We start from the raw sequence: 25,839 nt of genomic DNA on the forward strand, positions 1-25,839 counted from the left end.
GGGTTATAAGTGGACGACCGCCATATCCAGCCGGGGATATTCACTGTCAGCGTGTTCGCTTCTCGGTGGCACGTGGTGGACTTTCATGACCTGATCGCCTTGCAGCGTCTCCAGGTGGATGTCGAAACCCCACAGCCGGTGCAGATGTTTCAACACCTCGTCCGTGGAATCTCCCAAGGGTTTGCGGTCGTGTTGTTGATGGCGCAGGGTCAGCGAGCGATCGCCGCGACGGTCGATGCTGTAGATCTGCACATTGGGTTCGCGATTGCCGAGGTTGTATTGCGCAGCGAGGGTTTCACGAATGATCTTGTAGCCGGGTTCGTCATGGATGGCGGGCACCAGCAGATCGTCCTTCTGGTCATCGTCCAGAATGCTGAACAGTTTCAGATCGCGGATAACCTTGGGTGACAAGTATTGCAGGATGAAGCTCTCGTCCTTGAAGCTACTCATCGCAAATTTCACCGCCGTGAGCCAGTCGGTGCCTGCGAGATCGGGGAACCAGTGATAGTCCTCTTCGGTTGGGTGCTCGCACATCCGCCGAATGTCCTGATACATGGCGAAGCCTAATGTGTAGGGATTGATGCCGCTGTAGTAGGGACTGTCGAACCCCGGCTGAAAGACCACGCTGGTGTGGGATGTCAGGAATTCGAGCATGAAGCCGTCAGTCACCAGACCTTCATCGTACAGATCGTTTATCAGGGTGTAGTGCCAGAACGTCGCCCAACCTTCGTTCATGACCTGGGTCTGACGTTGGGGATAAAAGTACTGCGCGATCTTGCGCACGATGCGCACCACTTCGCGCTGCCATGGCTCCAGTAACGGCGCGTGCTTTTCAATGAAGTAGAGAATGTTTTCCTGCGGCTCGGCCGGGAAGCGGGAGTAGTCTTCCTTGTCGCTCTTGCTTGCGCTCTTTGGAATGGTTCGCCACAGATCGTTGATCTGTTTCTGCAGATGTTCTTCTCTGTCGGCCATGCGCCGGCGCTCTTCTTCCGCCGATATCGGGTAGGGCCGTTTGTATCGGTCAACTCCGTAATTCATCAGGGCGTGGCAAGAGTCCAGCAGGTCCTCTACAGCGTCGATGCCATGGCGTTCTTCGCACTGCATGATGTATTGCTTGGCAAAAACAAGGTAATCAATGATCGAGCTGGCGTCGGTCCAGGTGCGGAACAGGTAGTTGCCCTTGAAGAAGCTGTTGTGCCCGTAGCAGGCGTGCGCGACGACCAGTGCCTGCATACAGATCGTATTCTCTTCCATCAGATAGGCGATACACGGATCTGAATTGATGACGATCTCATACGCCAGGCCCATCTGACCCCGGGAATAGGACTTTTCGGTGCTGAGGAAGTGTTTGCCGTAGGACCAGTGGTGATAGCCCAAGGGCATGCCAACGGATGCATACGCGTCCATCATCTGCTCGGCAGTGATGACTTCAATCTGGTTGGGGTAAGTGTCCAGCGCGTAACGTTCAGCGATGCGACTGATCTCCCGGTCGTAGGCCTGGATCAGTTCGAACGTCCATTCTGAACCCGTGGAAAGGGGTTGGCGCTTCTGCTCTCTAGCGGTCATGTCACTAACCTGCGCTGGAAGAGTTCACGGAACACCGGATAGATATCACCGGCAGAGACCAGCTGCTGCTGGGCGAACGTGTCGGCAAACGCTTCGCCGATGCGCTCGTATTCAAACCACAGCGCCTGATGTTCGCGCGGCGTGATTTCGACATAGGTGTAGTACTGCACGAAAGGCATGATCTGTTTGATCAGGATGTCGCGGCAGATGGGCGAATCATCGTTCCAGTTATCGCCGTCCGATGCCTGCGCCGCGTAGATGTTCCATTCGTTGGTGGGGTAACGCTCGGCCATGATCTCTTGCATGAGTTTCAAGGCGCTTGAAACGATAGTGCCGCCGGTTTCCCGCGAATAGAAAAACTCTTCCTCATCGACTTCCCGCGCGCTGGTGTGGTGCCGGATGAAGACCACTTCGATTTTGTCGTAGTTACGCTTGAGGAATAGATAGAGCAGGATGAAGAAGCGTTTGGCGATGTCCTTGGTTGCCTGGGTCATGGACCCGGAAACATCCATCAGGCAGAACATCACCGCTTTGGAGCTGGGATTGGGTTGTTTGACCAATAGATTGTATTTGAGGTCAAAAGTGTCGAGGTAAGGCACCCGACGGATACGCGCCTGAAGTTTTTCAGCTTCGATTTCCAGTTCCTGGATGTCGCCGAAGTTATCGGGCTCTTCAATCTTCAAACGGTCCAGCTCAGCCAGCACTTGTCGGAGTTTCGCCCGGCTGCTGCCGGACAACGCGATACGCCGGGCGTGTGCCGAGCGTAGCGTTCGAATGATGTTGATGCGCGATGGATTGCCTTCGTTGCTGATGCCTGCGCGAACGGTCTTGAACGTGTCGGTGCCCGTGAGGTTACGTTTGACCAGATTAGGCAGTTCCAGGTCTTCGAACATGAACTCCAGAAACTCTTCCTGAGTGATCTGAAACACAAACTCATCCATGCCTTCGCCGGAATTGCCCGCTTTGCCTGGTCCTTTGCCACCGCCGCCACCTTGGGGGCGTGCGATGTGCTCTCCTGTGGTGAATTCCTTGTTTCCCGGATGCACAACCGTTTGCTTGCCGCCACGGCCATGGTGCAGAACCGGTTCGTCTATATCCCGGCCCGGAATACTGATCTGCTCACCGTGCTCCATGTCGGTGATTGAGCGCCGGCTAACGGCTTCTTCGACTGCTTTCTTGATGTGATCACGGTAACGACGCAAAAAGCGCTGCCGATTTACCGTGCTCTTGTTCTTGCCATTGAGACGTCGGTCGATCACATAGCTCATAGGCCCCTCCGGGGAGCTTCAAGTTGTGAGCTTCAAGCTGCAAGTCGAAGCAGTACTCTGAATATCAGATTTGACGTGCTTTTTTCTTGCAGCTTGTCGCTTGACGCTTGCAGCTGCCTTACTGCGATTTCCGGACCCGTAGGTACCATTCAGAAAGTAGCCGTACCTGCTTGTCGGTATAGCCCCGCTCGACCATTCGTGTGACGAAATCGTTGTGTTTTTGCTGGTCCTCCTTGCTGGCCTTGGCGTTGAAGCTGATGACGGGCAGCAAGTCCTCGGTGTTGGAGAACATCTTCTTCTCGATCACCACCCGCAGCTTCTCGTAGCTCAGCCAGGTTGGATTTTTGCCATTGTTATTCGCACGGGCACGCAGCACGAAGTTGACGATCTCGTTGCGGAAGTCTTTCGGGTTACTGATGCCAGCCGGTTTTTCGATTTTCTCCAATTCTTCATTCAGCGCGATGCGGTTGAGGATCTCGCCCGTTTCCGGATCGCGGTATTCCTGATCCTGAATCCAGAAGTCCGCGTACAAAACGTAGCGATCAAAGATGTTCTGGCCGTACTCGCTGTAAGACTCGAGGTAGGCAGTCTGTATTTCTTTGCCGATGAACTCGATGTAGCGCGGCGCCAGATACTCTTTGAGGAATCGCAAATAGCGCTCGCGGGTTTCCGCCTGGAATTGCTCCTGTTCGATCTGTTGCTCCAGAACGTACAGCAAGTGAACCGGGTTGGCAGCGATTTCGTGAGGGTCGAAGTTGAATACCTTCGAGAGGATCTTGAACGCGAATCGGGTCGAAAGACCATTCATGCCCTCGTCGACGCCAGCGCTGTCGCGGTATTCCTGAATCGATTTGGCTTTAGGATCGGTGTCTTTGAGGTTTTCGCCGTCGTACACCCTCATCTTCGAATAGATGTTGGAGTTGTCCGGCTCCTTAAGACGTGACAGTACCGTAAATTGCGCCAGCATCTTCAGCGTGTCGGGAGCACAGTGCGCCTTGGCCAGCGAACTGTTGAATAGCAATTTATCGTAGATCTTGATCTCGTCACTGACGCGCAGGCAGTACGGTACTTTGACGATGTAAATCCGGTCGATAAACGCTTCGTTGTTCTTGTTGTTACGGAAACTGTGCCATTCCGACTCATTGGAGTGGGCCAGCAATATGCCGGTGAACGGAATCGCGCCGAGCCCTTCGGTACTGTTGTAATTGCCTTCCTGAGTGGCCGTTAGTAGTGGATGAAGCACCTTGATGGGCGCCTTGAACATCTCCACAAATTCCATCAAGCCTTGGTTGGCCCGGCACAGTGCGCCCGAGTAGCTGTAAGCATCAGCGTCGTTCTGTGGGTACTCTTCAAGCTTGCGGATATCAACTTTACCCACAAGCGCCGATATGTCCTGGTTGTTTTCGTCACCGGGCTCGGTCTTGGCGACGGCAATTTGGTTGAGAATGGAAGGGTAGAGCTTGACCACCTTGAACTGGCTGATATCTCCGCCAAACTCTGCCAGACGTTTGGTCGCCCAGGGCGACATGATGGTATTCAGATAGCGGCGCGGGATGCCGTAGTCCTCTTCGAGGATCGTCCCGTCTTCGCCAGGTTTGAACAGGCCCAGGGGCGATTCGAAAACCGGGGAGCCCTTGATGGCATAGAAAGGTATTTTTTCAACGAGCTGTTTGAGTTTTTCGGCCAGGGACGATTTGCCGCCGCCCACCGGGCCAAGCAGGTAAAGGATCTGCTTTTTCTCTTCCAGGCCCTGCGCGGCATGACGGAAGTACGACACGATTTGCTCGATGCAGTCCTCCATGCCGTGAAAGTCCTCGAACGCCGGATAGCGCCGAATCACCTTGTTGGAGAAGATCCTGGATAACCTGGAGTTGGTCGACGTGTCGAACAATTCAGGCTCGCCGATGGCCATGAGCAAACGTTCTGCCGCGGACGCGTATGCACTGCGATCGGTTTTGCAGAGCTCAAGATACTCCTGCAGCGAGAGCTCTTCCTGCCGTGTCGATTCAAAGCGTTGTTGGAAGTGGCTAAAAATACTCATGACGTCACCTCGCTCGATACGTGGAGCCGGCGGCGGATCGTCAGTTGATGCTGGATGGACGCCGATCACTCGGCTCCCATTACCCCCCAAACACCATAAAAGTAGCGACCGATGACCCGCGCGCCGGTGTACCGGCTCTCCCCTGATTCGGATGGCCTGAGGCTAAGAGTAGTTCGGATTCGGGCACAGAAAGAAGCGATCCACATGAACAGGGAGTACCCGTTCGTCAGATCAGGGCGCGAGCCCGCGTAGGACGCGGGATAGCGCCTGGCAAATATTTTTACGATTCAGCCTTGAGCGGTTTCGTACGGAAATTGGTTTTTCCACAGCTCAAACCCGCCGTCCATGCTGTAGACCTCAGAGAAGCCCTGGCCTGCAAGATAGGCGGCTGCGCTCTGACTGGAGTTGCCGTGGTAGCAAAGTACGACCAACGGTTTGTCCAGATCAGCCTGCTGGATGAAGTCGGCGATGGAATGATTATCGAGGTGGTGCGACCCCGGGATGTGATGGGTGGCATAGGTCTGCGCATCGCGCACGTCTACCAGCACAGCGCCATTCTCGCGCAGGGCATGGACTTGTTCGGGTGAGATGCGTTTGAAGTCGGTCATGGCTCGGGCTCCTGGGCCGTTGGGTCCTCGAACGGTCGAGAACGTAGGAAAAAGTTACTGCGGCGGTGTTGGCTCAGTTGCTGATATAACAGGGGCGGGCGTCTTTGAATTACCGCGCTCATCGCATTCGCACCGGATCAATGCCCGAGTGTCGACATTCATCAGCGTCATTGCGCCACCCCAGACGCAACCGGTATCGAGTGCGTATACGCCAGGCTCGTCACATCGACCTTCAAGGGCCGCCCAGTGACCGAAAATGATACTCAGCCCTTTGGTTTTGCGCTCCTTGTGCGTAAACCACGGCGCGTAGCCTGCTGGCGCACTGTCGAGCCCTTCCTTGCTCTTGAGATCGAGCTTGCCGTCGCTGGTGCAGAAGCGCATGCGCGTGAAGTAATTGGTGATGACGCGCAGCCGGGTGACGCCTTGCAGGTCTTTGTCCCACTTGGCAGGTTCGTTGCCGTACATGCCATCAAGGAAAGGCTCGAACCGATTGTCATCGCGCAATGCTTCCTCGACCTCTTCCGCGCAGCGCATCGCCTTTTTCAGGGTCCACTGCGGCGGGATGCCGGCGTGCACCAATGCAATGTCCCGATCAGCGTCGTAATGCATCAGTTTTTGTTGGCGCAACCAGTCGAGCAACACAACGGCGTCCGGCGCTTCGAGTATCTCGCCCAGGGTGTCGCCTTTTTTCAGTCGTTCGATGTTGCGACCTGCTGCGAGCAGATGCAGGTCATGATTGCCAAGCACGCACACGATCGAGTCGCGCATCGCATACAGATAGCGCAGCGTTTCCAGCGACTGCGGGCCACGGTTGACCAGGTCGCCCACCAGCCAGAGGGTGTCTTTGCCAGGTTCGAACGCGACACGCTCAAGCAGGCACTTCAACGGCTCCAGGCAGCCTTGCAGGTCGCCCACGGCGTAAACCGCCATCAGTGAAGCGCCCCGGGCACGGCAAGACGAAAGGGGGCAATGATGGCGTCGAAGCGGTGACCGTCATCCGCCAGCATCTGATAGGCGCCCTGCATGTTGCCCACTTTCGTGGTCATCACAGTGCCGCTGGTGTAGGTGTGGCTCTGGCCTGGCGCAATCACTGGCTGCTGCCCTACGACGCCATCACCGCGAATTTCTTCGACCTGGCCGTCACCGTCGGTAATCACCCAGTGACGCGACAGCAGCTTGGCTGACACGGTGCCGGTGTTGCGCACGGTGATGGTGTAGGCAAAAGCGAAGCGGTTCTGCTCAGGCTGCGATTGTTCTGCTAGGAAACGGGTCTCGACGCTTACGTCGACCTGGTAACGAGAATCAGACATGCAAGAGGCCTTGGAAACGGAAGCGGAAATGCCGGAGGTAACCCGGTTGTAAGTCAGTCTAGGACAAGTCACGGGTAACCGACGATGAGGCTTTGACCGGACATGTCCAGGGAAGGTCAGGCTTCGGCAGGTTTTTCGCTGAGTTTGTCGGCCAGACGCACAAAGGCTGCCAGGTCCAGCTGTTCAGGACGCAGGCTCCCGTCGACACCGGCTTCGGTGATTTCCTCGCTGGTCAGCAAGGCTTTCAGCGTATTGCGCAGGGTCTTGCGGCGCTGGTTGAAGGCTTCGCGGACGATGCGCTCCAGCACCCGGTGATCCTTGGCCGGATGGGGCAGGGTTTCATGCGGCACCAGTCGCACGATGGCCGAGTCGACTTTCGGTGGCGGGTTGAACGCACCAGGCCCGACATTGAACAGATGCTCGACCCGGCAGTGGTATTGCACCATGATCGAAAGACGACCCCAATCACCGCCACCCGGACCCGCCGCCAGACGCTCGACTACTTCTTTCTGCAGCATGAAATGCATGTCGCGGATCAGATGAGCGTTTTGCAGCAGGTGGAAGATCAGTGGGGTGGAGATGTTGTAGGGCAGGTTGCCGACGACGCGCAGGCTGTTGGGCGCCGCGTTCAGACTGGTGAAGTCGAACTTGAGCGCGTCGCCCTGATGCAGGCTGAAATTCGGCTGACTGCCGAACTGATGCATCAGGATGGGCACCAGGTCCTTGTCCAGCTCAACGACGTCCAGTTGCGCGCCGCTACCCAGCAGGCCCTCGGTCAAGGCGCCTTGTCCCGGGCCAATTTCCAGCATGCGGTCTTCTGCCTTGGCGCGGATGGAGCGCAGGATCTTGTCGATCACGCCCGCGTCATGCAGGAAATTCTGACCAAAACGCTTGCGCGCCTTGTGTTGGTATTGCTCATTCATGAATGGGTCTCGGCCATCTGGTAGGCGGTTTCCAGCGCGACCCTGAGGCTGCCAGTGTCAATCTTGCCAGTGCCTGCCAGATCCAGCGCAGTGCCGTGATCCACGGAGGTACGAATGATCGGCAGGCCCAGCGTGATATTGACGGCGGCGCCGAAGCCTTTGTACTTCAGCACGGGCAGGCCCTGGTCGTGGTACATCGCCAGCACTGCGTCGCAGTGCTCCAGATATTTAGGGGTGAAAAGCGTATCGGCGGGCAGCGGACCACGTAAATCCATGCCCTCGCTGCGCAGACGCTCCAGAGTGGGTTCGATGATGTCGATTTCTTCGCGGCCCAGGTGGCCGCTCTCGCCGGCATGCGGATTCAGACCGCAGACCAGGATACGCGGGCGAGCAATGCCGAATTTGCCGGCCAGGTCGGCGTGCAGAATGCGGGTCACGCGTTCAAGCCGTTCAACGGTGATCGCATCGGCCACGTCACGCAGGGGCAGGTGAGTGGTCACCAGTGCAACCCGCAGATCACCGGTTGCCAGCATCATTACGACTTGTTCGGTGTGCGTGAGCTCGGCCAGGAATTCGGTATGCCCAGAAAAGGCAATCCCGCTGTCATTGATCACGCCCTTGTGCACGGGTGCGGTAATCATGCCAGCGAAGTGTCCGTCCATGCAGCCGCGGCCCGCCCGGGTAAGCGTTTCGAGTACGAAAGCACCGTTGGCTTTATCCAGCTGACCTGCCTTGACCGACGTTTGGGTGGGAGTGTCCCACACGTACAGGCTTCCAGCGGGAGCAGGAAGGTCAGGCCAGGCATCAGGGGTCACAGGAAGCAGGCTGACAGCCACACCCAGCTGCGCGGCCCGCTCGGTGAGCAGGTCGCAGCTGGTGATAGCAATCAGGGGGTAGGGCTGAGGCTGTGCGGCGAGCAGCAGGCAGAGGTCAGGACCAATGCCAGCGGGCTCGCCGGGTGTCAGTGCGAAACGCTGAGGTTTCACTTGGCAGCCTGGTCAGCTCCGGGGAGCTTGATCTCGACATAGGCTTCATCACGGATCTGGCGCAGCCAGGTTTGCAGCTCTTCGTCGTATTTGCGGTTACGCAGGACGGTCATCGCCTGTTGCTCGCGAGCCTGACTGGTGCTGTCCGTCGAGCGACGGCCAAGGACTTCCAGGACGTGCCAGCCGAATTGAGTTTCGAACGGCTTGGACACAACACCCTGAGCGGTTTCGTTCATCACGTCGCGGAACTCCGGCACCAGCGAACGTGGGTCTACCCAGTTCATGTCGCCGCCGTTGAGCGCCGAGCCCGGATCTTCAGAGAAGCTCTTCGCCAATTCGCCGAAGTCTTCGCCATTCTGGATGCGATCGTAGATACGTTGCGCCAGCAGCTTTGTCTCGGCTGGACTGCGGATTTCGCTTGGCTTGATCAGAATGTGACGGACGTGAACCTCGTCGCGCATCTGGGTCTGAGTTTCGCCGCCGCGTTTTTCCAGCAGCTTGAGAATGATGAAGCCGCCTGGAGTACGTGCAGGGGGAGTGACCTCACCTGGACGCATCGACGAGAGCATGTCGCCGAACGGAGGCGGCAGCTGAGCAGCTTTCCGCCAGCCCATGTCACCACCGTCCAGAGCACTTTCACTGGCCGACGACGCAATCGCCATCTGCTCGAAGTTCGCACCCTGTTGCAGTTTGCCGTAGAGGTCTTTGGCTTTAGCTGCCGCAGCCTGTATTTGATCCGACGTCGCACTGTCCGGCGTCGGGATCAAGATGTTGGCCAGGTGAAACTCTTCGGAGAACTGAGCCTTGCCCATGTCGGAAGCGAGGAAGTTTTTAACTTCCTGCTCCGAGACCTGAATGCGCTCGGCGACGCGGCGCTGACGCACACGGCTGATGATCATTTCCCGGCGAATCTGCTCCCGCGCGCTGGTGTAGGACAGCCCGTCGTGCGTCAGAGCGGCCTTGAACTGCTCAACGCTCATATTGTTGCGCTGAGCAATGGTGGCAACCGCCTGGTTCAACTCTTCATCGCTGATGCGAATGCCGGAGCGTTCGCCGATCTGAATCTGCAGGTTCTCCAGAATCAGACGATCCAGAACCTGAGATTCAAGCGCGCTTGCAGGCGGAACGCCCTGGCCGCGCTTGGCAATGGTTTGCTGAACTTCACGGGTACGCTGGTCGAGTTGGCTTTGCATGACCACGTCGTTGTCGACGATGGCAACTACCTTGTCGATGGTGCGCACTTCAGCGTGCGCCACGGTGCCCATGAGCAGCGCGCCCAGCATCAGCGGGCGCAGACAATCAGAAAGCTTGGTCTTCACGTTCACGATAACCTTGGATGCCTTTGTCGAGGAAGCTTTCAACTTTCTGGCCAACTACGCCGCCAAGTCCCTTCAACACGATTTGTAGGAAGACGCCGCGGTCGCCTTTTTCGTTCTGTGCAACCTCTTGCGTCGTTTCGTCGTAGTCAACCCAATAGCGATTGATCAGGCGCAACTTCCAGCAACAGTTGTCGTATTCGAAGCCGCCGAAGGCCTCAAGGGTGCGATCACGGTTGTAATCGAACTGCCAGCGTGCGATAGCGCTCCATTGAGGTGCCACAGGCCAAATAACCGAAAAATCATGTTGCTGGATTTTGTAGTAGTCCTTGATGACTGATCCGTCCGGAAGCACTGCGTTGCCACCGCCCACTGTCCATCGGCCAGTAGTTTGATCGTAGCGAACTTGGTCATTACGATAGCGGTACCCGGCGTTGATGATCTTGCCAGGCTCGTCTTCAGGCTGGTAGTGGAGCATCGCACTGCCGGAGCGCGTGCTGCGGCTGTCCGGGTCCCAGTTGAAGTCGGACGATGCACGCCAGTCGCGGTTAAAGCGGTATTCATATTCGAGCGCGTACGGAGACACGTCGGACTGGGCGTCCTTGCGGTCTTCATAACTGATGCCTGGCAGCTGCACCTTGCGATCAGCGAAATACACGGCTTGGCCAATGCTGAAGCGTTGACGTTCAAAGCCGTTTTCTTCGATCCAGCGGTTGGTCACGCCCAACGACAGCTTGTTCTCGTCGCCAATTCGGTCGGAGCCGACGAAACGGTTGTCACGGAACAGGGAGGCGTAGTTGAAAGTTGTTTCCGCACTGTCGAAGATCGGAATGTCGTTCTGATCTTTCTCAGGCACGTAAAGGTAATACAGCCGTGGCTCCAGGGTCTGGCGATAATCCTTGCCGAACCAGTTGGTGTTGCGATCAAAGTACAGGCCGCTGTCCACGTTGAAGATCGGGACCGCTCGGTTTTCGCTGCTGTGATAGGTCTCATCAGCCAGTAGAGTGCGTTTGCCCTGTGCATCTAAATCTAGATCGTACTGGGTGTAGACATACTTGAGCTTGGGCGTCACGTAGCCGTAGCTTGCTGTCAGGGGCAGGCTAATAGAGGGCGCAATGTTGAGGCGATCACCGTTGGCGCGAGCCAACCCCGAGACGTTTTGATCGAGACGCCGAGATGGGATGCCGTCTTCGTCAACGAAGTTTCCGGTTCTCAAGTCTCGATCAAACCGAACAAGCTCAGTGTCGTAATCAAATTGAAAACCTTCCGGATGGTAAGGAAGAGTACCGGTCAACGTCAGCTGTGGAAGACGTGCATACGGCGTAATTTGAGTAATGGTGGTCAGCTGATACTGCTGAGCGTTAAGCGTCGCAGTGTAGTTGTCTCCGCGGTAATAGAGAGCGCCTTGCTGGTTCAAGAAATCTTGGTTCGATACCCCTTCCTGACCACTCTTCAGGTCACGGAAGTAGTACGGATCACTGACCTTGGTGTAGTCGATCTTGCTGGTCAGGCGAGAATCCAGACCACTGCGGTCCTGCCAGTTGATCAGCCAGCGAGTGTCTTTGTAATCCGACTGCTGCTTGCGATCGTCATCATCGTCGTTGAGGTAGGCCGCACCGAACTGACCTTCGCTGGTTTTGGTCAGGTAACGGAACTCGCCTTCCAGCAACAGGCCGCGCTTGGCCATGTAGGTCGGGTACAACGTGGCGTCGTAGTTCGGCGCCAGGTTGAAGTAGTACGGAGTGAGCAACGAGAAGCCGGTGTCACTGCTGGTGCCGAAAGTTGGCGGCAGGAAGCCTGACTGGCGACGATCGTCGATCGGGAAATAGATGTAAGGCGTGTACAGGACAGGAATGTCGTGGACGCGCAGGGTGGCGTTGGTGGCCGTACCGAAACCGGTGGCCGGGTTCAGGGTGATGTTGTTGCCCTTGACCGTCCACGCGTTGCTGTTCGGTTCGCATGTGGTGTACGTGCCGTCCTTCAAGCGGATGATCGCGTTCTCGGCACGACGAGCGTACAGCGCATTACCGCGCACGTTGTTCTTGTGCAGCACGTACTCGGCGTTGTCGACTTTCGCCTCGCCGGTGTCGAGCTGGACTTCGGCGTGGTCGCCGACAATCAGTGCGCCGTTGTCGCGCAGACGGACATCGCCGTTCAGCTCGCCACGGTTTTCGGCCTGATGCAGGCTGGCTTCGTCAGCCTCGACCTGCATGCTGCCCTGACGCATGACAACGTCACCGGCCAGGGTCGCGACCTGTTCTTCCTGCTGATACCGCGAAGCCTTGGCGCCGATGAAAGTCGGTGCGTCGCTCTTGGGTGTCTTGTCGTCCATGCCCGGACGGATCGGTTCGATGTACGCACCCGAGCAGTAAGGACCGGTCTCAGCCAATTGGGCTGCGGTCAGCTTTTCGCGGGGAACCCAGTCGAGGTGGCTGTAATCGGCGCTGCGCGATTTCAGGCCACGGCCTTTGGCCTCGGTGACCAGCATCGTTTTGGGCACGACTTCGCCATCGGAGGTGGTGGTCGTTTGAGCGCCGCCTGCCGTGCTGCTGTTGGACGAAACACTGTTGGCGTCGTGCACGGGGCGCGGAGGCAACTGGGCTGCGTTGGTTTTCGGAGAGCAATCCCATGCACCTGTTGCAGACACCGAGCAGTCATACTGTTCGGCGGCAACCACGTACGGGACGGCCAGAGGTTGCATCGCCAGCAGACTGCCGGTTACGAGCAACGGAAATTTTTTACGAAACGCGGGGGATTTCAATGCCATCTTATTAGTCCGGGCTTCCTGCGCGCCATCTGCCCGCGGGGGGGCCGCACGCCTCTCGATGGGCTGAAAAAGATGTCGGATAATAAAGCATGACCCGCTTGACGGCTAGCGCCGTCGGAGACCCTTGCAATGCCAGATCAAGATGTACGCCTGCAACACCTGAAAGTTTGGCTCGATGAGCAGCTGCCGAGTTTATTTGAGGCGCAAGGCTGGGGGGCGATCCCCCCGGCCACGTTGACTGCCGCCAGTAGCGACGCCAGCTTCCGACGCTATTTTCGTTGGGAGGGTGAGGGCCGAACTTTTATTGTGATGGACGCGCCGCCTCCCCAGGAAAACTGCAAACCCTTCGTCGAGATCGCTCATTTATTGAGCAGCTCGGGCATTAATGTTCCGAAAATTTATGCCGAAGACCTGAATCAGGGTTTCCTTTTGTTGAATGACTTGGGTCGTCAGACCTATCTGGACGTCATCCACGAGAAGAACGCCGATGCGTTGTTCGACGATGCCATCCATGCGCTGCTTGCCTACCAGCAACTGCCGATGGACGCGCCGTTGCCCAGCTATGACGTGGCGCTGTTGCGGCGCGAGCTGGAGCTGTTTCCGGAGTGGTACGTCAAGCGTCACCTGGGCGTCGAGTTCGACCCGGCGCAGCAGGCCAGCTGGCAAGCGGTCAGCGACCTGTTGATCGACAGCGCGCTGGCCCAGCCTAAGGTCTTGGTACACCGTGATTACATGCCGCGCAATTTGATGCTCAGCGAACCGAACCCTGGCGTGCTGGATTTCCAGGACGCCGTGTATGGTCCTGTCACCTACGACATCACCTGTCTGTTCAAGGATGCTTTCCTGAGCTGGCCGGAAGATCGTGTAGCCGGCTGGCTTAAGCGGTATTGGGAACAGGCCGCTGCGGCGGGCATCCCGGTGCAGGATGATTTCAATGAATTTCATCGTGCGAGTGATTTGATAGGTGTGCAGCGGCACTTGAAGGTGATCGGTATATTCGCCCGCATTTGCCATCGTGATGGCAAACCACGCTATCTCGCCGATGTGCCGCGCTTCTTCTCTTATATAGAAGCGGTGTTGGCACGACGACCTGAACTGGTCGAGCTGAGTAACCTGCTGACCAGTCTGGGGCAGGCAAAAAAAGATGCTGTCGTATAAGGGACTGTAATTGAAGATTGTCTTGAAGAGGGCGGCATGAAAGCGATGATTCTGGCGGCAGGCAAAGGCGAGCGCCTGCGCCCGCTGACTCTGCACACGCCCAAACCGCTGGTGCGTGCCGGCGGTGTTCCATTAATTGAATATCACCTGCGGGCCATCCGCTCGGCGGGTTTCGCAGACGTTGTCATCAACCATGCGTGGTTGGGCCAGCAGATCGAAGCCCATGTGGCCGACGGCCGTGAGTGGGGGCTCAGTGTCTGTTATTCCGCCGAAGGCGAACCGCTGGAGACAGGGGGCGGGATCTACCGCGCGTTACCGCAGTTGGGCGATGAGCCATTTCTGGTGGTCAACGGCGATATCTGGACCGACTTCGATTTCAGTCGCCTGACCAAGCCAATCAGCGGGCTGGCCCATCTGGTGCTGGTGGACAACCCGCCGCATCACCCCAATGGCGATTTCGCGCTGATCGACGGTCGGGTGCAGGACACCGCCGCTCAACCGCGTCTGACCTACAGCGGGATCGCGGTGCTGCACCCGCAGCTCTTCGCGGGCTGTGCTGACGGCGCGTTCAAGCTGGCGCCCTTGCTGCGCGACGCCATGGCCAAGGGGTTGGTTACCGGTGAGCATTTTGTCGGGCGGTGGGTGGATGTCGGCACCCACGAACGCCTGGCAGAAGTCGAACAGATGCTGTCGGTGAAATCCTAGATGCTGTGGCCATTCACGGTCGTCGGCGGTGGCGTTGGGTACCTGGTCGCCAGCATTCCCGGCGCCATGCTGGGGGCTCTGCTGGGCCAGGCGCTTGATCGTCGACTGAATTTTCGAAGCTGGGCCGAGATGCGCGAGCGTGCCAATGGCCGCACTGTGCCCCGCGATGACGAGCTGATTTTCATACTGCTGGGTCGCTTGGCCAAGAGCGATGGCCGTGTATTGGACGCCCATATCCAGCAGGCGCGCGTGGAGATGCGCCGGCTGGACCTCAGCGAGACGGCTCAGCGTCGGGCTATTCAGGCCTTCAACCGAGGCAAGGACGGGCGCGACAACTTGCGGGTGCACCTGACGCGTCTCAAGCCTCAGCCGCATGCCGCCGAAGGGTTGTTGCGAGCCTGCTGGCGTATGGCATGGGCAGATGGAAAGGCATCGCGTGCAGAACGTGGGTTGATCGTGCAATGGGGGCAGTGGCTGGGTTGGGGGGCAGACAAGGTCGAAGGATTGTCATCGACCGAAGACGCACAACGGTCCCGCGGTGCGCCCGCCAGCAGTGGCGGCGAATTTCAGGATGCGTTGCGGTTGCTGGGCGTGAAGGCCGACGCCGACCCGGCGCAGATCAAACGTGCCTATCGTCGACTGCTCAGCCGTCACCACCCTGACAAAATCGCCGGCAGCGGCGCCAACCAGATTCAGGTGCGTGACGCCACTGAAAAAACCCGCGAGCTGCACCACGCTTATGCGTTGATCAGGGACCGACGCGGGTTTCGTTGACCCCGTCATTACCGAGTCTTCGAGGGTGGGCCTGCTCGCGCAGGCCTGTCGCCTTTACAGCCCAAACCCGAGGCACGTAGCGCGGGATCGATGTCACTGAGCTTCCAGCCAGCCTCGAACACGGCGGAACAGCTGATCTTGCTCCATCGCCGGGTTGCCTGGAATGGCGCTCAACGCCACCTGGGTGAAGCGTGCATTTTTGTTTCGCTTGCTGGTGTCCAGTCGGTCCTGGGCTTGCTGGCGCGGGACGGAGCGGTCCTTGTTGACGAAGTCGGCCGTCGGGACTTTTAGCGTTGTCAGCAAGTCCACCAGCGGTGGCGCTTCCTTGCCGGTATCGACGGCCGTGATCATGACCAGGCGTTGAACCGCTGGCGAGGGCCGCTCGCTCATGTAGCGCGCCGCCCAGTACGCGCCGCTGCCGTGGCCAAGGAGGACAATGCTGCGGGCCTTGTTCTGTTGGGCGAACGCAATGGCACTGTCGATCCGGGCGAAAATTTTCTCGGCATTGGCTTTTGCCTGGTCTGCCTGAGCCGCGGCCTGTTCAGCGGCTGCAGCGGCATCCGCCTCAGCGACGGCCGCTGGGTCGGGCGCTTTTACGGCTGCATCTTTGGGTTTGTCACCCGTAGACGGGGTAGCCGGAGCCTCCGCTGCGCGCGCGAAAATCCCGTCGTTGTGAGCGTCCGGCATGCTCAGGCTGAGGCTGGACCACCCGACGTCCGGCAGCTTACGTCGCAGAGGGCCTACTGCATTTGGCCAGTCCGCTGATTCATCGGCACCAGGAACAATAATCACCGCCCCTTTGGGTTCTGCGATGTTTGCCGGTTTCCATAACGCCAGAAACGCCTCATCGCCGGCTTGCAACTGCTGCTGCTCCACTGGCGGCACCTGACGCTCCAGCGCCAGCGTGTCTTCCTCACTGCGCGACGGCAAAGCCGCCCGTTCCACCGGCGCGTCGGCGGGTTTTGCGTCTTTGTCCGGCGCTGGGTCCGCGGCCATCACGAGCTGTGAGCAAGGTAGTATCAGCGTCAGGCACAGCGCAGGAAATATTGCGCGAAAGGTGTAGGGCATCGGATATTCCAAAGACCGGAAACTGTTCCGGCAGACTAATGGGTTGACGGCAATTTGTCAGGCCAGGCAATCGGTGCTCCTGTACGAGCGGCCGGCACAGCGCATGATCGGCATGGGGTTCGGGGAATATGGAAGCGATGGTTTGAAAATCCATGCGATGTGCCTTCGGGTTATCGGCGATACGTGCGCGCTCTTGATGGGTTTGCTGCTCATCGCGCTGTCGACTTCCACCTTTGCCGCCTCGTCGGGCAGCCAGGCGGACCCGTTAAGCAACGTTCAGCGGGACTGGCTGACACAGAGGGGGCACCTGCGCGTCGGGCTTGTGCTTCAGGCGCCCTATGCCCAGCTCGACCGTCGCGCCCAGCAGCTGTCCGGCGCCAATGTCGACCTCATCAACCTCATGGAAAAGACCTTGCAGGTCGAGCTTTTGTGGCGCAGCTATGCCGATCAGGCCGAGCTCGAAAAAGCCCTCGTCGACGGGCAGATCGATTTTGCGCCGGGCCTGATGCAGACACCCGCCGGCCTGCGGATGTGGCTGTATTCCGACCCTTACATGCGAGTGCCGCAACTGATCGTCGGCGAGCGTGACGGTGTCGGCACCGTCGATCTGGAAAAGCTCGATGCCCAGGTCCGCGTCGCCGTGCGCATGCCCGGGCCCACCGCTGATTACCTGCGCAGCAACTACACCCATCTCAATCTACAGGGGGTGCCGCTGGAGCGTCAGGCGCTGCAGCTGCTGCTTAGCCAGCAGGCGCGCTACGCCGTCATTGATGAAGCGCAGCTCAGTCGGTTGTCCCGTGAGGCAGAGTTTGCCGGGCTTGCCGTGGTCGGGGACATCGGTTTCCCGCAGTTGCTACGCGTGGCCTCCCGGCGCGATGAGCCGCAGCTCGCCGACATTATCAGCCAGGCGTTAAGTGCCATTCCCGCCCGGGACCTTGAGCAATTGCACACGCAGTGGCTGCAGCCGAAGTACCCTCAGGCAAGCGGCTCGCCAGGACTGTGGAAAAATATCGCGTTGCTGCTGTTGGTCTTGTTCATGGCCAGCGCCGCGATCGTGTTCTGGCAACGCAAGCAACAGCAGCAACTCGAGCAACAACTGCTCGCTGCACGCGACGACATCGCTAAACGCCTGGCGGGCGAAGAGGCGTTGCGCCTGGCGCAGTTTTCCATCGATCAGAGCACCGTCGGCATTCTTTGGGTCAACTGGGACAGCCATGTGCGTTATGCCAATCAGGCGGCTGAGGCCATGTTGGGCTATGCATCGGGTGGAGTAGTGGATCGGCCGCTGATCGATTTCGAGCCTGGCCTGAATATGGACCGCTGGCTCAACCTGTGGAAAACCGCGCGCTCCAGCGACGAAGGGCCGCAGAACTTTGAAAGCAATTGCGTGCGCGCCGATGGCAGCATTCTCCCTGCCGACGTGTCGTTGAGCTTTTTGCGCTTTCGTGAGGCCGAGTACCTGGTGGTGTTCATCACCGACGTCACTGAACGCCGCCGTTCGCTGGCCGCGCTGCAGGAAAGCGAGGCACGCTTGCAGGTGCTGGCCGAGCAATTGCGCGAGCTCTCGGCGCATTTGGAGACTGTGCGCGAGGAGGAAAAGGCGCGTATCGCCCGTGAAGTTCATGACGAGCTGGGCCAGATGCTCACCGTGCTCAAGCTCGAAACGTCGATGTGCGAACTGGCCTACGCCGATCTTGACCCCGGCCTTCGCGACCGGTTGAACAGCATGAAGCGCCTGATCGCGCAGTTGTTCCAGTTGGTAAGGGACGTAGCGACCGCGCTGCGGCCCCCCATTCTTGATGCGGGCATCGCCTCGGCCATCGAATGGCAGGCGCGGCGTTTCGAGGCGCGTACCCAGATCCCGTGTCTGGTGCAGGTGCCGGACAACCTGCCTAGCCTGCCAGACGCAACGGCCATCGGGTTGTTTCGCATTCTTCAGGAGTCGCTGACCAACGTCATGCGCCATGCAGAGGCGCACACGGTCGAGCTGAATTTGACGCTCAGCGACGGCGTGCTGTGCATGAGCATCGCCGATGACGGCAAGGGCTTCGATCAGCGCGCCGAGCGTCCGGTCTCATTCGGCCTGGTGGGCATGCGCGAGCGGGTGCTGATCATGGGCGGGCAATTGCATCTGGACACCTCGCCCGGAGAAGGCACAACCTTGCGCATCCACATTCCGCTGGAACCGGTCGCTGAGGAGCACGTACATTGATTCGCGTATTGGTTGCAGAAGACCACACCATTGTCCGCGAGGGGATCAAACAGCTGATCGGCCTGGCGAAGGACCTTCAAGTGGTCGGGGAGGCCAGCAATGGCGAGCAGCTGCTGGACGCCTTACGCCATACACCCTGCGAGGTCGTACTTCTGGATATCTCGATGCCGGGCGTCAACGGTCTCGAAGCGATTCCCAGGATTCGCGCGTTGAACAACCCGCCTGCGATCCTGGTGCTGTCGATGCACGATGAAGCGCAGATGGCTGCACGTGCCTTGAAGGTCGGGGCCGCCGGATACGCGACCAAGGACAGCGATCCGGCCTTGCTGCTGACGGCGATCCGGCGTGTGGCCGCAGGAGGGCGATACATCGACCCGGACCTGGCAGACCGAATGGTGTTCGAGGTCGGGCTCACCGACCACCGGCCCTTGCATTCGTTGTTGTCCGAGCGCGAGTTTTCAGTGTTCGAACGCCTGGCCCAAGGCGCCAATGTCAACGACATCGCCCAACAACTGGCGTTGAGCAGCAAAACCATCAGCACCCACAAGGCGCGTCTGATGCAGAAGCTGAAAATCACTTCGCTGGCCGAGCTGGTGAAGTATGCGATGGAGCACAAGCTGGTTTGAGATCGGAGGTCTGAAAACGACCTCCTCCGGCGCCTGCGATAACCCCTTCGCCGACAAGTGCGTCCCTACAGACTGACCGTAATCCCCTGTAGGAGTGAGCTTGCTCGCGAAGAGGCCACTTCAGGCGCCGGATCACTTTCAGGCAGCATACCTATTCCCGCCACCTCTGTAGGGCAATCCCTACCCCCAACCTTCCAGCGCACCTAGGTCATTCTCTCCCGGCTCCCGATTTGCGCGGCCTGCAGCCTCATCTAGGCTTGATCCCTACGGTGGATCAAACAAAGGTGCGGGCAATGAGCAACGTCGAATCAGGCGCTGGGGCGAGTGATGTTCTGGTCAGCTTTCGTGGTGTGCAAAAGAGCTACGACGGCGAAGCCCTGATCGTCAAAGACCTCAACCTGGATATCTGCAAAGGCGAATTCCTCACCCTGCTCGGGCCGTCCGGCTCCGGCAAGACCACCAGCCTTATGATGCTCGCCGGGTTCGAGACGCCCACCGCTGGCGAGATCCAGCTGGCTGGCCGTTCGATCAACAACGTGCCTCCACACAAGCGCGACATTGGCATGGTGTTTCAGAATTACGCCTTGTTCCCGCACATGACCGTGGCAGAGAACCTTGCCTTCCCGTTGTCGGTGCGGGGCATGAGCAAGACTGACGTTGCCGAAAAGGTAAAACGTGCCCTCGACATGGTGCAGCTCGGTACCTTCGCCCATCGTTATCCCGCCCAGTTATCGGGAGGGCAGCAACAACGTGTGGCGCTGGCGCGCGCGCTGGTGTTTGAGCCTCAGCTGGTGCTGATGGATGAGCCGCTCGGTGCGCTGGACAAACAACTGCGCGAACACATGCAGATGGAAATCAAGCATCTGCACCAGCGCTTGGGCGTAACCGTGGTTTACGTCACCCACGATCAGGGCGAGGCGCTGACCATGTCAGACCGTGTCGCGGTGTTCCATCAGGGCGAAATCCAGCAGATCGCCCCACCGCGCACTCTTTATGAAGAGCCGAAAAACACCTTCGTTGCCAACTTTATCGGCGAGAACAATCGTATCAACGGCACCTTGCTCAGCCAGAGCGGTGACCGTTGCGTGGTGGGCCTGGCTCGCGGCGAAAAGGTCGAAGCCCTGGCCATCAACGTCGGCGCTACGGGAAGCCCGGTGACGCTGTCGATCCGCCCCGAACGCGTGAACCTCAACGGCCGCAGCGAGAGTTGCGTTAACCGGTTTTCGGGGCGCGTGGCCGAATTTATCTACTTGGGTGACCACGTACGGGTGCGTCTGGAAGTGGCCGGTAAAACCGACTTCTTCGTGAAGCAGCCCATCGCGGAGCTCGATCCGGGGCTCAGCGTTGGCGATGTCGTGCCCCTTGGATGGCAGGTCGAGCATGCCCGCGCGCTGGACCCGTTGCTGGATACGCATTGATTCACCTGCCATAGGCGTCACCCGAAGAGAGCCACCCGAAGAAAGTCACCCGAAGAAACCAGAGGCGAGCCAATCGCCCCCCAACGCTTAACCATCACAGTTCGTGGAGAGAAAAAATAATGCTCAAGACATTGAAGCTCACCGCCTTATCGGTCGGGATGATGTGCGCGGCGCAAGCCATGGCAGCGGACCTGACCGTCATTTCCTTCGGTGGCGCTAACAAGGCGGCCCAGGAAAAAGCGTTCTATGCGCCGTGGGAAAAAGCCGGCAACGGCAAGATCATTGCGGGCGAATACAACGGTGAGATGGCCAAGGTCAAAGCCATGGTCGACACCAAGAGCGTGACGTGGGACCTGGTGGAAGTGGAGTCGCCAGAACTGTCCCGTGGTTGTGATGAAGACATGTTCGAGTCGCTGGCGTCGGTCGATCTCGGCAACAAGGACAACTACGTCAAAGGCGCAATCTCTGAGTGCGGCGTAGGCTTCTTCGTGTGGTCCACCGTGCTGGCCTACAACGCCGACAAGCTGAAATCTGCCCCAACGGGCTGGGCTGATTTCTGGGACACCGAGAAATTCCCGGGCAAGCGTGGCCTGCGCAAGGGCGCCAAATACACACTGGAATTCGCGCTGATGGCCGACGGTGTTGCGCCTAAAGACGTTTACAAAGTGCTGGCGACCAAGGAAGGCCAGGACCGCGCCTTCAAGATGCTCGACAAGCTCAAGCCAAGCATCCAGTGGTGGGAAGCGGGCGCACAGCCGCCGCAATACCTGCAGTCTGGCGACGTCGTGATGAGCTCGGCCTATAACGGTCGCATCGCTGCCGTGCAGAAAGAGAGCAACCTCAAAGTGGTCTGGACTGGCGGCGTGTATGACTTCGACGCATGGGCCATTCCGAAGGGCGCCAAAAACGCCGAAGAAGCCAAGAGGTTCATCGCCTACTCGCTCAAGCCCGAGCAGCAAAAGATTTACTCCGAAAATATCGCTTACGGCCCGGCCAACACTGGGGCCGTGCCGCTGTTGAGCGCCGACACGCTGAAAAACATGCCGACCACTCCCGAGAACATCAAGGATCAGGTGCAGATCGACGTGAAATTCTGGGCCGATTTTGGTGAGTCCCTGGAGCAGCGCTTCAACTCTTGGGCCGCCAAATAAGAGCACTGCCCGATAAGCGCTTCGTTGTGAGTTAGATCCGGGTGCGTCGTCTGAACTGTCTGAAAACAGGGCAGGGGGCGCGCTCTTTGTCAGAAGATTTCGGAGTTCACTATGGCCATCGCCGTGCCCCTGTCTGAAGGCGCCAGCCCGACCCTGAAGCAACGCCTGGCCCGTGCCGAGCGCGTCAATCGCTGGAAGGCTCAAGCACTGATCGCGCCCTTGGTGATCTTCCTGCTGCTGGTGTTTCTGGTGCCAATTGCGGCGTTGCTCTACAAAAGCGTCAGCAACCCGGAAGTGGTGGGCGGCATGCCGCTGACCGTGGTCGAAGTGGCGAAGTGGGACGGAAAGGGGCTGCCACCTGAGACAGTGTACAAAGCCGCCAGCCAGGATCTGGCCGAGGCACGCAAGAATCAGACGCTGGGCGATCTGTCCAAACGCCTGAATCAGGAACTGGCGGGCTACCGCAGCCTGCTGGCGAAAACCGCCCGCGCCATGCCGTTCAAGGAAGAGCCGACCTCTTACAAGGAAGCGCTGGAAGCCATCGATGAGCGCTGGGGCGACCCTGCGTACTGGCAGGCTATCCGCCGTAATACCTCAAGTTTTACACCTTATTACCTACTGGCCGCTGTCGACCATCGAATCGATGACCTTGGTGAAGTGGCCCCGGCCACACCCGACCAAGCCATATACCTGGACATTTTCGCTCGTACGTTCTGGATGGGCCTGGTGATCACCGTGATTTGCCTGCTGCTGGCCTATCCACTGGCTTACCTGCTGGCCAACCTGCCCGCACGGCAGAGCAACTTGCTCATGATTTTGGTCTTGCTGCCGTTCTGGACGTCCATCCTGGTGCGCGTCGCCGCCTGGATCGTCTTGCTGCAATCGAGCGGTCTGATCAACGGGGCGCTGATGGCGATGGGCATCATCGATAAGCCGCTGGAACTGGTGTTTAACCGGGTCGGCGTTTACATCTCGATGGTGCATATCATGCTGCCCTTCATGATCTTGCCCATCTACAGCGTGATGAAAGGCATCTCGCCGACGTACATGCGTGCGGCGATCTCGCTGGGCTGCAACCCGTTCGCCAGTTTCTGGCGCGTGTACTTCCCGCAGACCTACGCGGGTGTGGGCGCGGGTTGTCTGTTGGTGTTCATCCTTGCCATCGGTTACTACATCACCCCGGCGCTGCTCGGCAGTCCGAACGATCAGATGGTCAGTTACTTCGTCGCGTTCTACACCAACACCAGCATCAACTGGGGCATGGCGACGGCGCTGGGCGGTTTGCTGCTGCTGGCGACGGTCGTGCTATACCTGATTTATAACTGGCTGGTGGGCGCCAGCCGTCTGCGCCTGAGCTGAGGAGAACGATCATGTTGAGCCCTTATTCCTCGCCCATCGAGCGCATCTGGCATTACACGCTGCGTATCCTGTGTGGATTGATTCTGTTATTTCTGGTGCTGCCGGTGCTGGTGATCGTGCCGCTGTCGTTCAACTCCGGCAGCTTTCTGGTCTATCCGCTGCAGGGCTTTTCGCTGCACTGGTATCAGGACTTTTTTGGTTCGGCCGAGTGGATGCGCGCGCTGAAAAACAGTTTGATCGTCGCACCCGCTGCCACGGTGCTGGCGATGGGGTTCGGTACATTGGCGGCCATCGGTCTGACCCGCAGCAACTTCCCCGGCAAGGCGCTGGTGATGGCGCTGGTGATTTCGCCAATGGTGGTGCCCGTGGTGATTGTCGGCGTGGCGAGCTACCTGTTTTTTGCGCCGCTGGGACTGGGCAACAGTTATATCTCGCTGATACTGGTACACGCGGTCTTGGGTGTGCCCTTCGTGATCATTACCGTGTCCGCCACATTGCAGGGCTTCAATTACAACCTGGTGCGTGCGGCGGCCAGCCTGGGTGCTTCGCCAACCACGGCGTTTCGTCGCGTGACCCTGCCGCTGATTGCGCCAGGGGTAATCTCCGGAGCGCTGTTTGCTTTTGCCACCTCGTTCGATGAAGTTGTGGTCACGCTGTTCCTCGCAGGGCCAGGGCAGGCGACCTTGCCAAGGCAAATGTTCAGCGGCATCCGCGAAAACCTCAGCCCGACGATTGCCGCTGCGGCGACGCTGCTTATCGGCTTCTCCGTAGTGCTGTTGCTGGTGCTTGAATGGCTGCGCGGTCGCAGCGAGAAACTGCGCACGGCGGTGGATTGATCACCGCTGACAGTGGACTTGGGAACACGGGTAAAGATTGTGACGCAACATTCGTAGGAGCCGGCTTGCTGGCGAACGCGTCGGGTCAGGCGACTTTATCGTCACTCATGTACCGCGTTCGCCAGCAAGCCGGCTCCTACAGTGGGTTCTCGATCGGTACGTAGTGGTGGGTTAACCGCGCATTCTTCCTCCGCCGCACCACAAAACTGACGCATCCCTCGATCCGGTCTATGTTTGACTCATCGCACGCTGGCCACACGCGGTATGTGCCACGTCTCCAGACACAGAAGAAAGGACGAGCCCGATGAGTATCTCTGCCTTCAAAATCGCCAACAAGCTGATCACCGGCGCGGCTGCCATTGAGCAGTTATCCGCCGAGCTGACGCGGCTCAACGTACAGAACCCGCTGATCGTGACAGACGCGATACTGGTCCAGTCCGGGACGGTCGACCTGGCGCTGGCACAATTGGGCGGCCGTCGGTATGGCGTGTTTGATCAGGTCGAGCCGGAACCTGAAATTGCCATCGTCGAGGCCTGCACGCGAGCCTATCGGGAGGGCGGCCATGATGGCCTGATCGGCGTGGGTGGCGGTAGCGCCATTGACATCGCCAAGGGGGTCGCGGCATTCGCAGGCCATGAAGGCAGTCTTGGCGAGTTGTTCGGTGTCGATCTGGTCAAGCGCAAGGGGCCGCCGCTGATCGCCATACCGACCACCGCCGGTACAGGGTCGGAGGTCACCAACGTAGCGATCTTTTCGGACAAGCAGGCTCAACTCAAGAAGGGCATCGTCAGCGACTATCTTTTACCGGACGTGGCGCTCGTCAGCCCCTTGATGACACTGACTTGTCCGCGCAGCGTTACGGCGGCCAGTGGGGTAGACGCGCTTGTGCATGCCGTCGAGGCGTACTTGTCGGTCAACGCGTCGCCCATCACCGATGCCATCGCGCTGGGCGCCATCAAGTTGATCGTCAAGGCGCTGCCCAAGGCCTACGCCAATCCCTCCAGCCTGCAGGCGCGAGAAGACATGGCCACCGCCAGCCTCATGGCCGGTATGGCATTCGGCAATGCCGGAGTCGGCGCTGTTCATGCGCTGGCGTATCCACTGGGAGGACGGTTCAATATTGCGCATGGCGTCAGCAACGCATTGCTGCTGCCTTATGTGATGGAGTGGAACAAGCTGGCCTGCGTTGAAAGGATGCGCGATATCGCCGACGCAATGGGCGCCCGCGTCGCCCATCTGAGCGACAGGGACGCCGCCGACCTGGCAGTGAAAGCCATGGCCGATCTGTGCGCCGCGGTGGAGATCCCGTCTGGCTTGCGCAGTTTCAATGTGCCCGAAGACGCCATCCCTGCGATGGCGGAAGAAGCCAGCAAGATCGAGCGCCTGATGCGCAATAATCCGCGGAAGCTGAACGCTGCCGACATCGAGAAAATCTACCGAGCTGCGTATTGATCAGGCGCGCAGACCATCAATCTCAACCGCGACGACGGGCCAGCAACCAGCCCACAGTCAGCGTCAGGCCGGCAAGCACCATCAATGTGGTGCGCGGCCGTTGCTGGGTAAAGGTCGACACTTCGTCCAGCAGATCGCCATACCGTTCCTGCAGCTCACCGGCCGCCTGACGCGCCTTGCCTTCCATCTGCGTGCGCTCATCGCCGGTCGAGTTGCCGAAGACGTCTTGCGCTTTGCCGGCGGCTTGTTCGAGTGCGCCTTTCACTTGTTCGGATTTCATGTATTTGCCTCCAA

22 protein-coding genes are annotated in these 25,839 nt (G+C 58.9%); 10 read left to right on the plus strand and 12 right to left on the minus strand.

Annotation, left to right across the window (positions count from 1 at the left end):
* Window positions 1–3 precede the first annotated feature (3 nt).
* The 10 genes from LT42_RS24205 to LT42_RS24250 form a co-directional block, all read right to left on the minus strand.
* Window positions 4–1,566: a SpoVR family protein gene (locus tag LT42_RS24205; protein WP_037019143.1), complete on the minus strand. Its 1,563-nt coding sequence runs from the start codon at window positions 1,564–1,566 to the stop codon at window positions 4–6.
* Window positions 1,563–2,834 (minus strand): YeaH/YhbH family protein, encoded by a 1,272-nt coding sequence (locus LT42_RS24210; protein ID WP_037019145.1) that lies wholly within the window; start codon window positions 2,832–2,834, stop codon window positions 1,563–1,565. Before LT42_RS24210 ends, LT42_RS24205 begins: the two co-directional genes overlap by 4 nt.
* A gap of 118 nt (window positions 2,835–2,952) precedes the next feature.
* Window positions 2,953–4,875: a PrkA family serine protein kinase gene (locus LT42_RS24215; RefSeq protein ID WP_037019147.1), complete on the minus strand. Its 1,923-nt coding sequence runs from the start codon at window positions 4,873–4,875 to the stop codon at window positions 2,953–2,955.
* Window positions 4,876–5,162: 287 nt separating this feature from the next.
* Window positions 5,163–5,483 carry a thiosulfate sulfurtransferase GlpE gene (glpE, locus tag LT42_RS24220; RefSeq protein ID WP_037019149.1) on the minus strand — a complete coding sequence of 107 codons (321 nt, stop codon included), beginning with the start codon at window positions 5,481–5,483 and terminating at the stop codon, window positions 5,163–5,165.
* A 54-nt stretch (window positions 5,484–5,537) separates the two neighbouring features.
* Window positions 5,538–6,413: a symmetrical bis(5'-nucleosyl)-tetraphosphatase gene (locus tag LT42_RS24225; RefSeq protein ID WP_037019151.1), complete on the minus strand. Its 876-nt coding sequence runs from the start codon at window positions 6,411–6,413 to the stop codon at window positions 5,538–5,540.
* Complete coding sequence (gene apaG, locus LT42_RS24230; protein ID WP_037019153.1) at window positions 6,413–6,793, minus strand: Co2+/Mg2+ efflux protein ApaG; 381 nt, start codon at window positions 6,791–6,793, stop codon at window positions 6,413–6,415. The genes LT42_RS24225 and apaG overlap by 1 nt, the downstream gene beginning before the upstream one ends.
* Window positions 6,794–6,909: 116 nt before the next feature.
* On the minus strand, window positions 6,910–7,716 hold the full coding sequence (gene rsmA, locus LT42_RS24235; protein WP_037019154.1) for a 16S rRNA (adenine(1518)-N(6)/adenine(1519)-N(6))-dimethyltransferase RsmA: 807 nt from the start codon (window positions 7,714–7,716) through the stop codon (window positions 6,910–6,912).
* Window positions 7,713–8,702 carry a 4-hydroxythreonine-4-phosphate dehydrogenase PdxA gene (pdxA, locus tag LT42_RS24240; RefSeq protein ID WP_037019157.1) on the minus strand — a complete coding sequence of 330 codons (990 nt, stop codon included), beginning with the start codon at window positions 8,700–8,702 and terminating at the stop codon, window positions 7,713–7,715. The genes rsmA and pdxA overlap by 4 nt, the downstream gene beginning before the upstream one ends.
* Complete coding sequence (locus LT42_RS24245) at window positions 8,699–10,021, minus strand: peptidylprolyl isomerase (protein WP_037019306.1); 1,323 nt, start codon at window positions 10,019–10,021, stop codon at window positions 8,699–8,701. The genes pdxA and LT42_RS24245 overlap by 4 nt, the downstream gene beginning before the upstream one ends.
* Entirely contained in the window at window positions 10,002–12,785 is a 2,784-nt protein-coding gene (locus tag LT42_RS24250) for an LPS-assembly protein LptD (protein ID WP_037019158.1), read from the minus strand. Before LT42_RS24250 ends, LT42_RS24245 begins: the two co-directional genes overlap by 20 nt.
* Before the next feature lie 129 nt (window positions 12,786–12,914).
* Here LT42_RS24250 and LT42_RS24255 point away from each other — a divergent pair, with 129 nt between their 5' ends.
* The 3 genes from LT42_RS24255 to LT42_RS24265 are packed head-to-tail and all read left to right on the plus strand — an operon-like array spanning window position 12,915 to window position 15,422.
* Window positions 12,915–13,943 (plus strand): aminoglycoside phosphotransferase family protein, encoded by a 1,029-nt coding sequence (locus tag LT42_RS24255; RefSeq protein ID WP_037019159.1) that lies wholly within the window; start codon window positions 12,915–12,917, stop codon window positions 13,941–13,943.
* Window positions 13,944–13,979: 36 nt separating this feature from the next.
* A complete protein-coding gene (murU, locus tag LT42_RS24260; protein WP_037019160.1) occupies window positions 13,980–14,648 on the plus strand; it encodes an N-acetylmuramate alpha-1-phosphate uridylyltransferase MurU in 669 nt (222 codons plus the stop codon).
* Entirely contained in the window at window positions 14,649–15,422 is a 774-nt protein-coding gene (locus LT42_RS24265) for a DnaJ domain-containing protein (RefSeq protein ID WP_037019161.1), read from the plus strand.
* A 93-nt stretch (window positions 15,423–15,515) separates the two neighbouring features.
* On the opposite strand, the gene LT42_RS24270 is transcribed toward LT42_RS24265, so the two are convergent.
* The gene (locus tag LT42_RS24270; RefSeq protein WP_037019162.1) at window positions 15,516–16,490 is read right to left on the minus strand and encodes an alpha/beta hydrolase family protein; all 975 of its coding nucleotides are present in this window, start codon (window positions 16,488–16,490) and stop codon (window positions 15,516–15,518) included.
* A gap of 157 nt (window positions 16,491–16,647) precedes the next feature.
* On the opposite strand from LT42_RS24270, the gene LT42_RS24275 reads away from it, so the two are divergent.
* From LT42_RS24275 to LT42_RS24305, 7 genes are all read left to right on the plus strand, one after another.
* The gene (locus LT42_RS24275; protein WP_052075397.1) at window positions 16,648–18,702 is read left to right on the plus strand and encodes a PAS domain-containing sensor histidine kinase; all 2,055 of its coding nucleotides are present in this window, start codon (window positions 16,648–16,650) and stop codon (window positions 18,700–18,702) included.
* Window positions 18,699–19,328 carry a response regulator gene (locus tag LT42_RS24280; protein ID WP_037019163.1) on the plus strand — a complete coding sequence of 210 codons (630 nt, stop codon included), beginning with the start codon at window positions 18,699–18,701 and terminating at the stop codon, window positions 19,326–19,328. Before LT42_RS24275 ends, LT42_RS24280 begins: the two co-directional genes overlap by 4 nt.
* Before the next feature lie 293 nt (window positions 19,329–19,621).
* Window positions 19,622–20,746, plus strand: a complete 1,125-nt coding sequence (locus tag LT42_RS24285; protein ID WP_037019164.1) for an ABC transporter ATP-binding protein — start codon at window positions 19,622–19,624, stop codon at window positions 20,744–20,746.
* 119 nt (window positions 20,747–20,865) lie between these two features.
* Window positions 20,866–21,897 (plus strand): polyamine ABC transporter substrate-binding protein, encoded by a 1,032-nt coding sequence (locus LT42_RS24290; RefSeq protein ID WP_037019165.1) that lies wholly within the window; start codon window positions 20,866–20,868, stop codon window positions 21,895–21,897.
* Between the two features lie 111 nt (window positions 21,898–22,008).
* On the plus strand, window positions 22,009–23,256 hold the full coding sequence (locus tag LT42_RS24295) for an ABC transporter permease (RefSeq protein ID WP_037019167.1): 1,248 nt from the start codon (window positions 22,009–22,011) through the stop codon (window positions 23,254–23,256).
* 11 nt (window positions 23,257–23,267) lie between these two features.
* Window positions 23,268–24,092, plus strand: a complete 825-nt coding sequence (locus LT42_RS24300; RefSeq protein WP_037019169.1) for an ABC transporter permease — start codon at window positions 23,268–23,270, stop codon at window positions 24,090–24,092.
* A 304-nt stretch (window positions 24,093–24,396) separates the two neighbouring features.
* Window positions 24,397–25,545, plus strand: a complete 1,149-nt coding sequence (locus LT42_RS24305) for an iron-containing alcohol dehydrogenase (RefSeq protein ID WP_037019171.1) — start codon at window positions 24,397–24,399, stop codon at window positions 25,543–25,545.
* Window positions 25,546–25,567: 22 nt separating this feature from the next.
* Here the strand turns inward: LT42_RS24305 and LT42_RS24310 are convergent, their stop codons facing one another.
* Window positions 25,568–25,825, minus strand: a complete 258-nt coding sequence (locus tag LT42_RS24310) for a CsbD family protein (protein WP_037019172.1) — start codon at window positions 25,823–25,825, stop codon at window positions 25,568–25,570.
* Between the last annotated feature and the right edge of the window lie 14 nt (window positions 25,826–25,839).

This window comes from Pseudomonas lutea, from assembly GCF_000759445.1.
GTDB lineage: Bacteria > Pseudomonadota > Gammaproteobacteria > Pseudomonadales > Pseudomonadaceae > Aquipseudomonas > Aquipseudomonas lutea.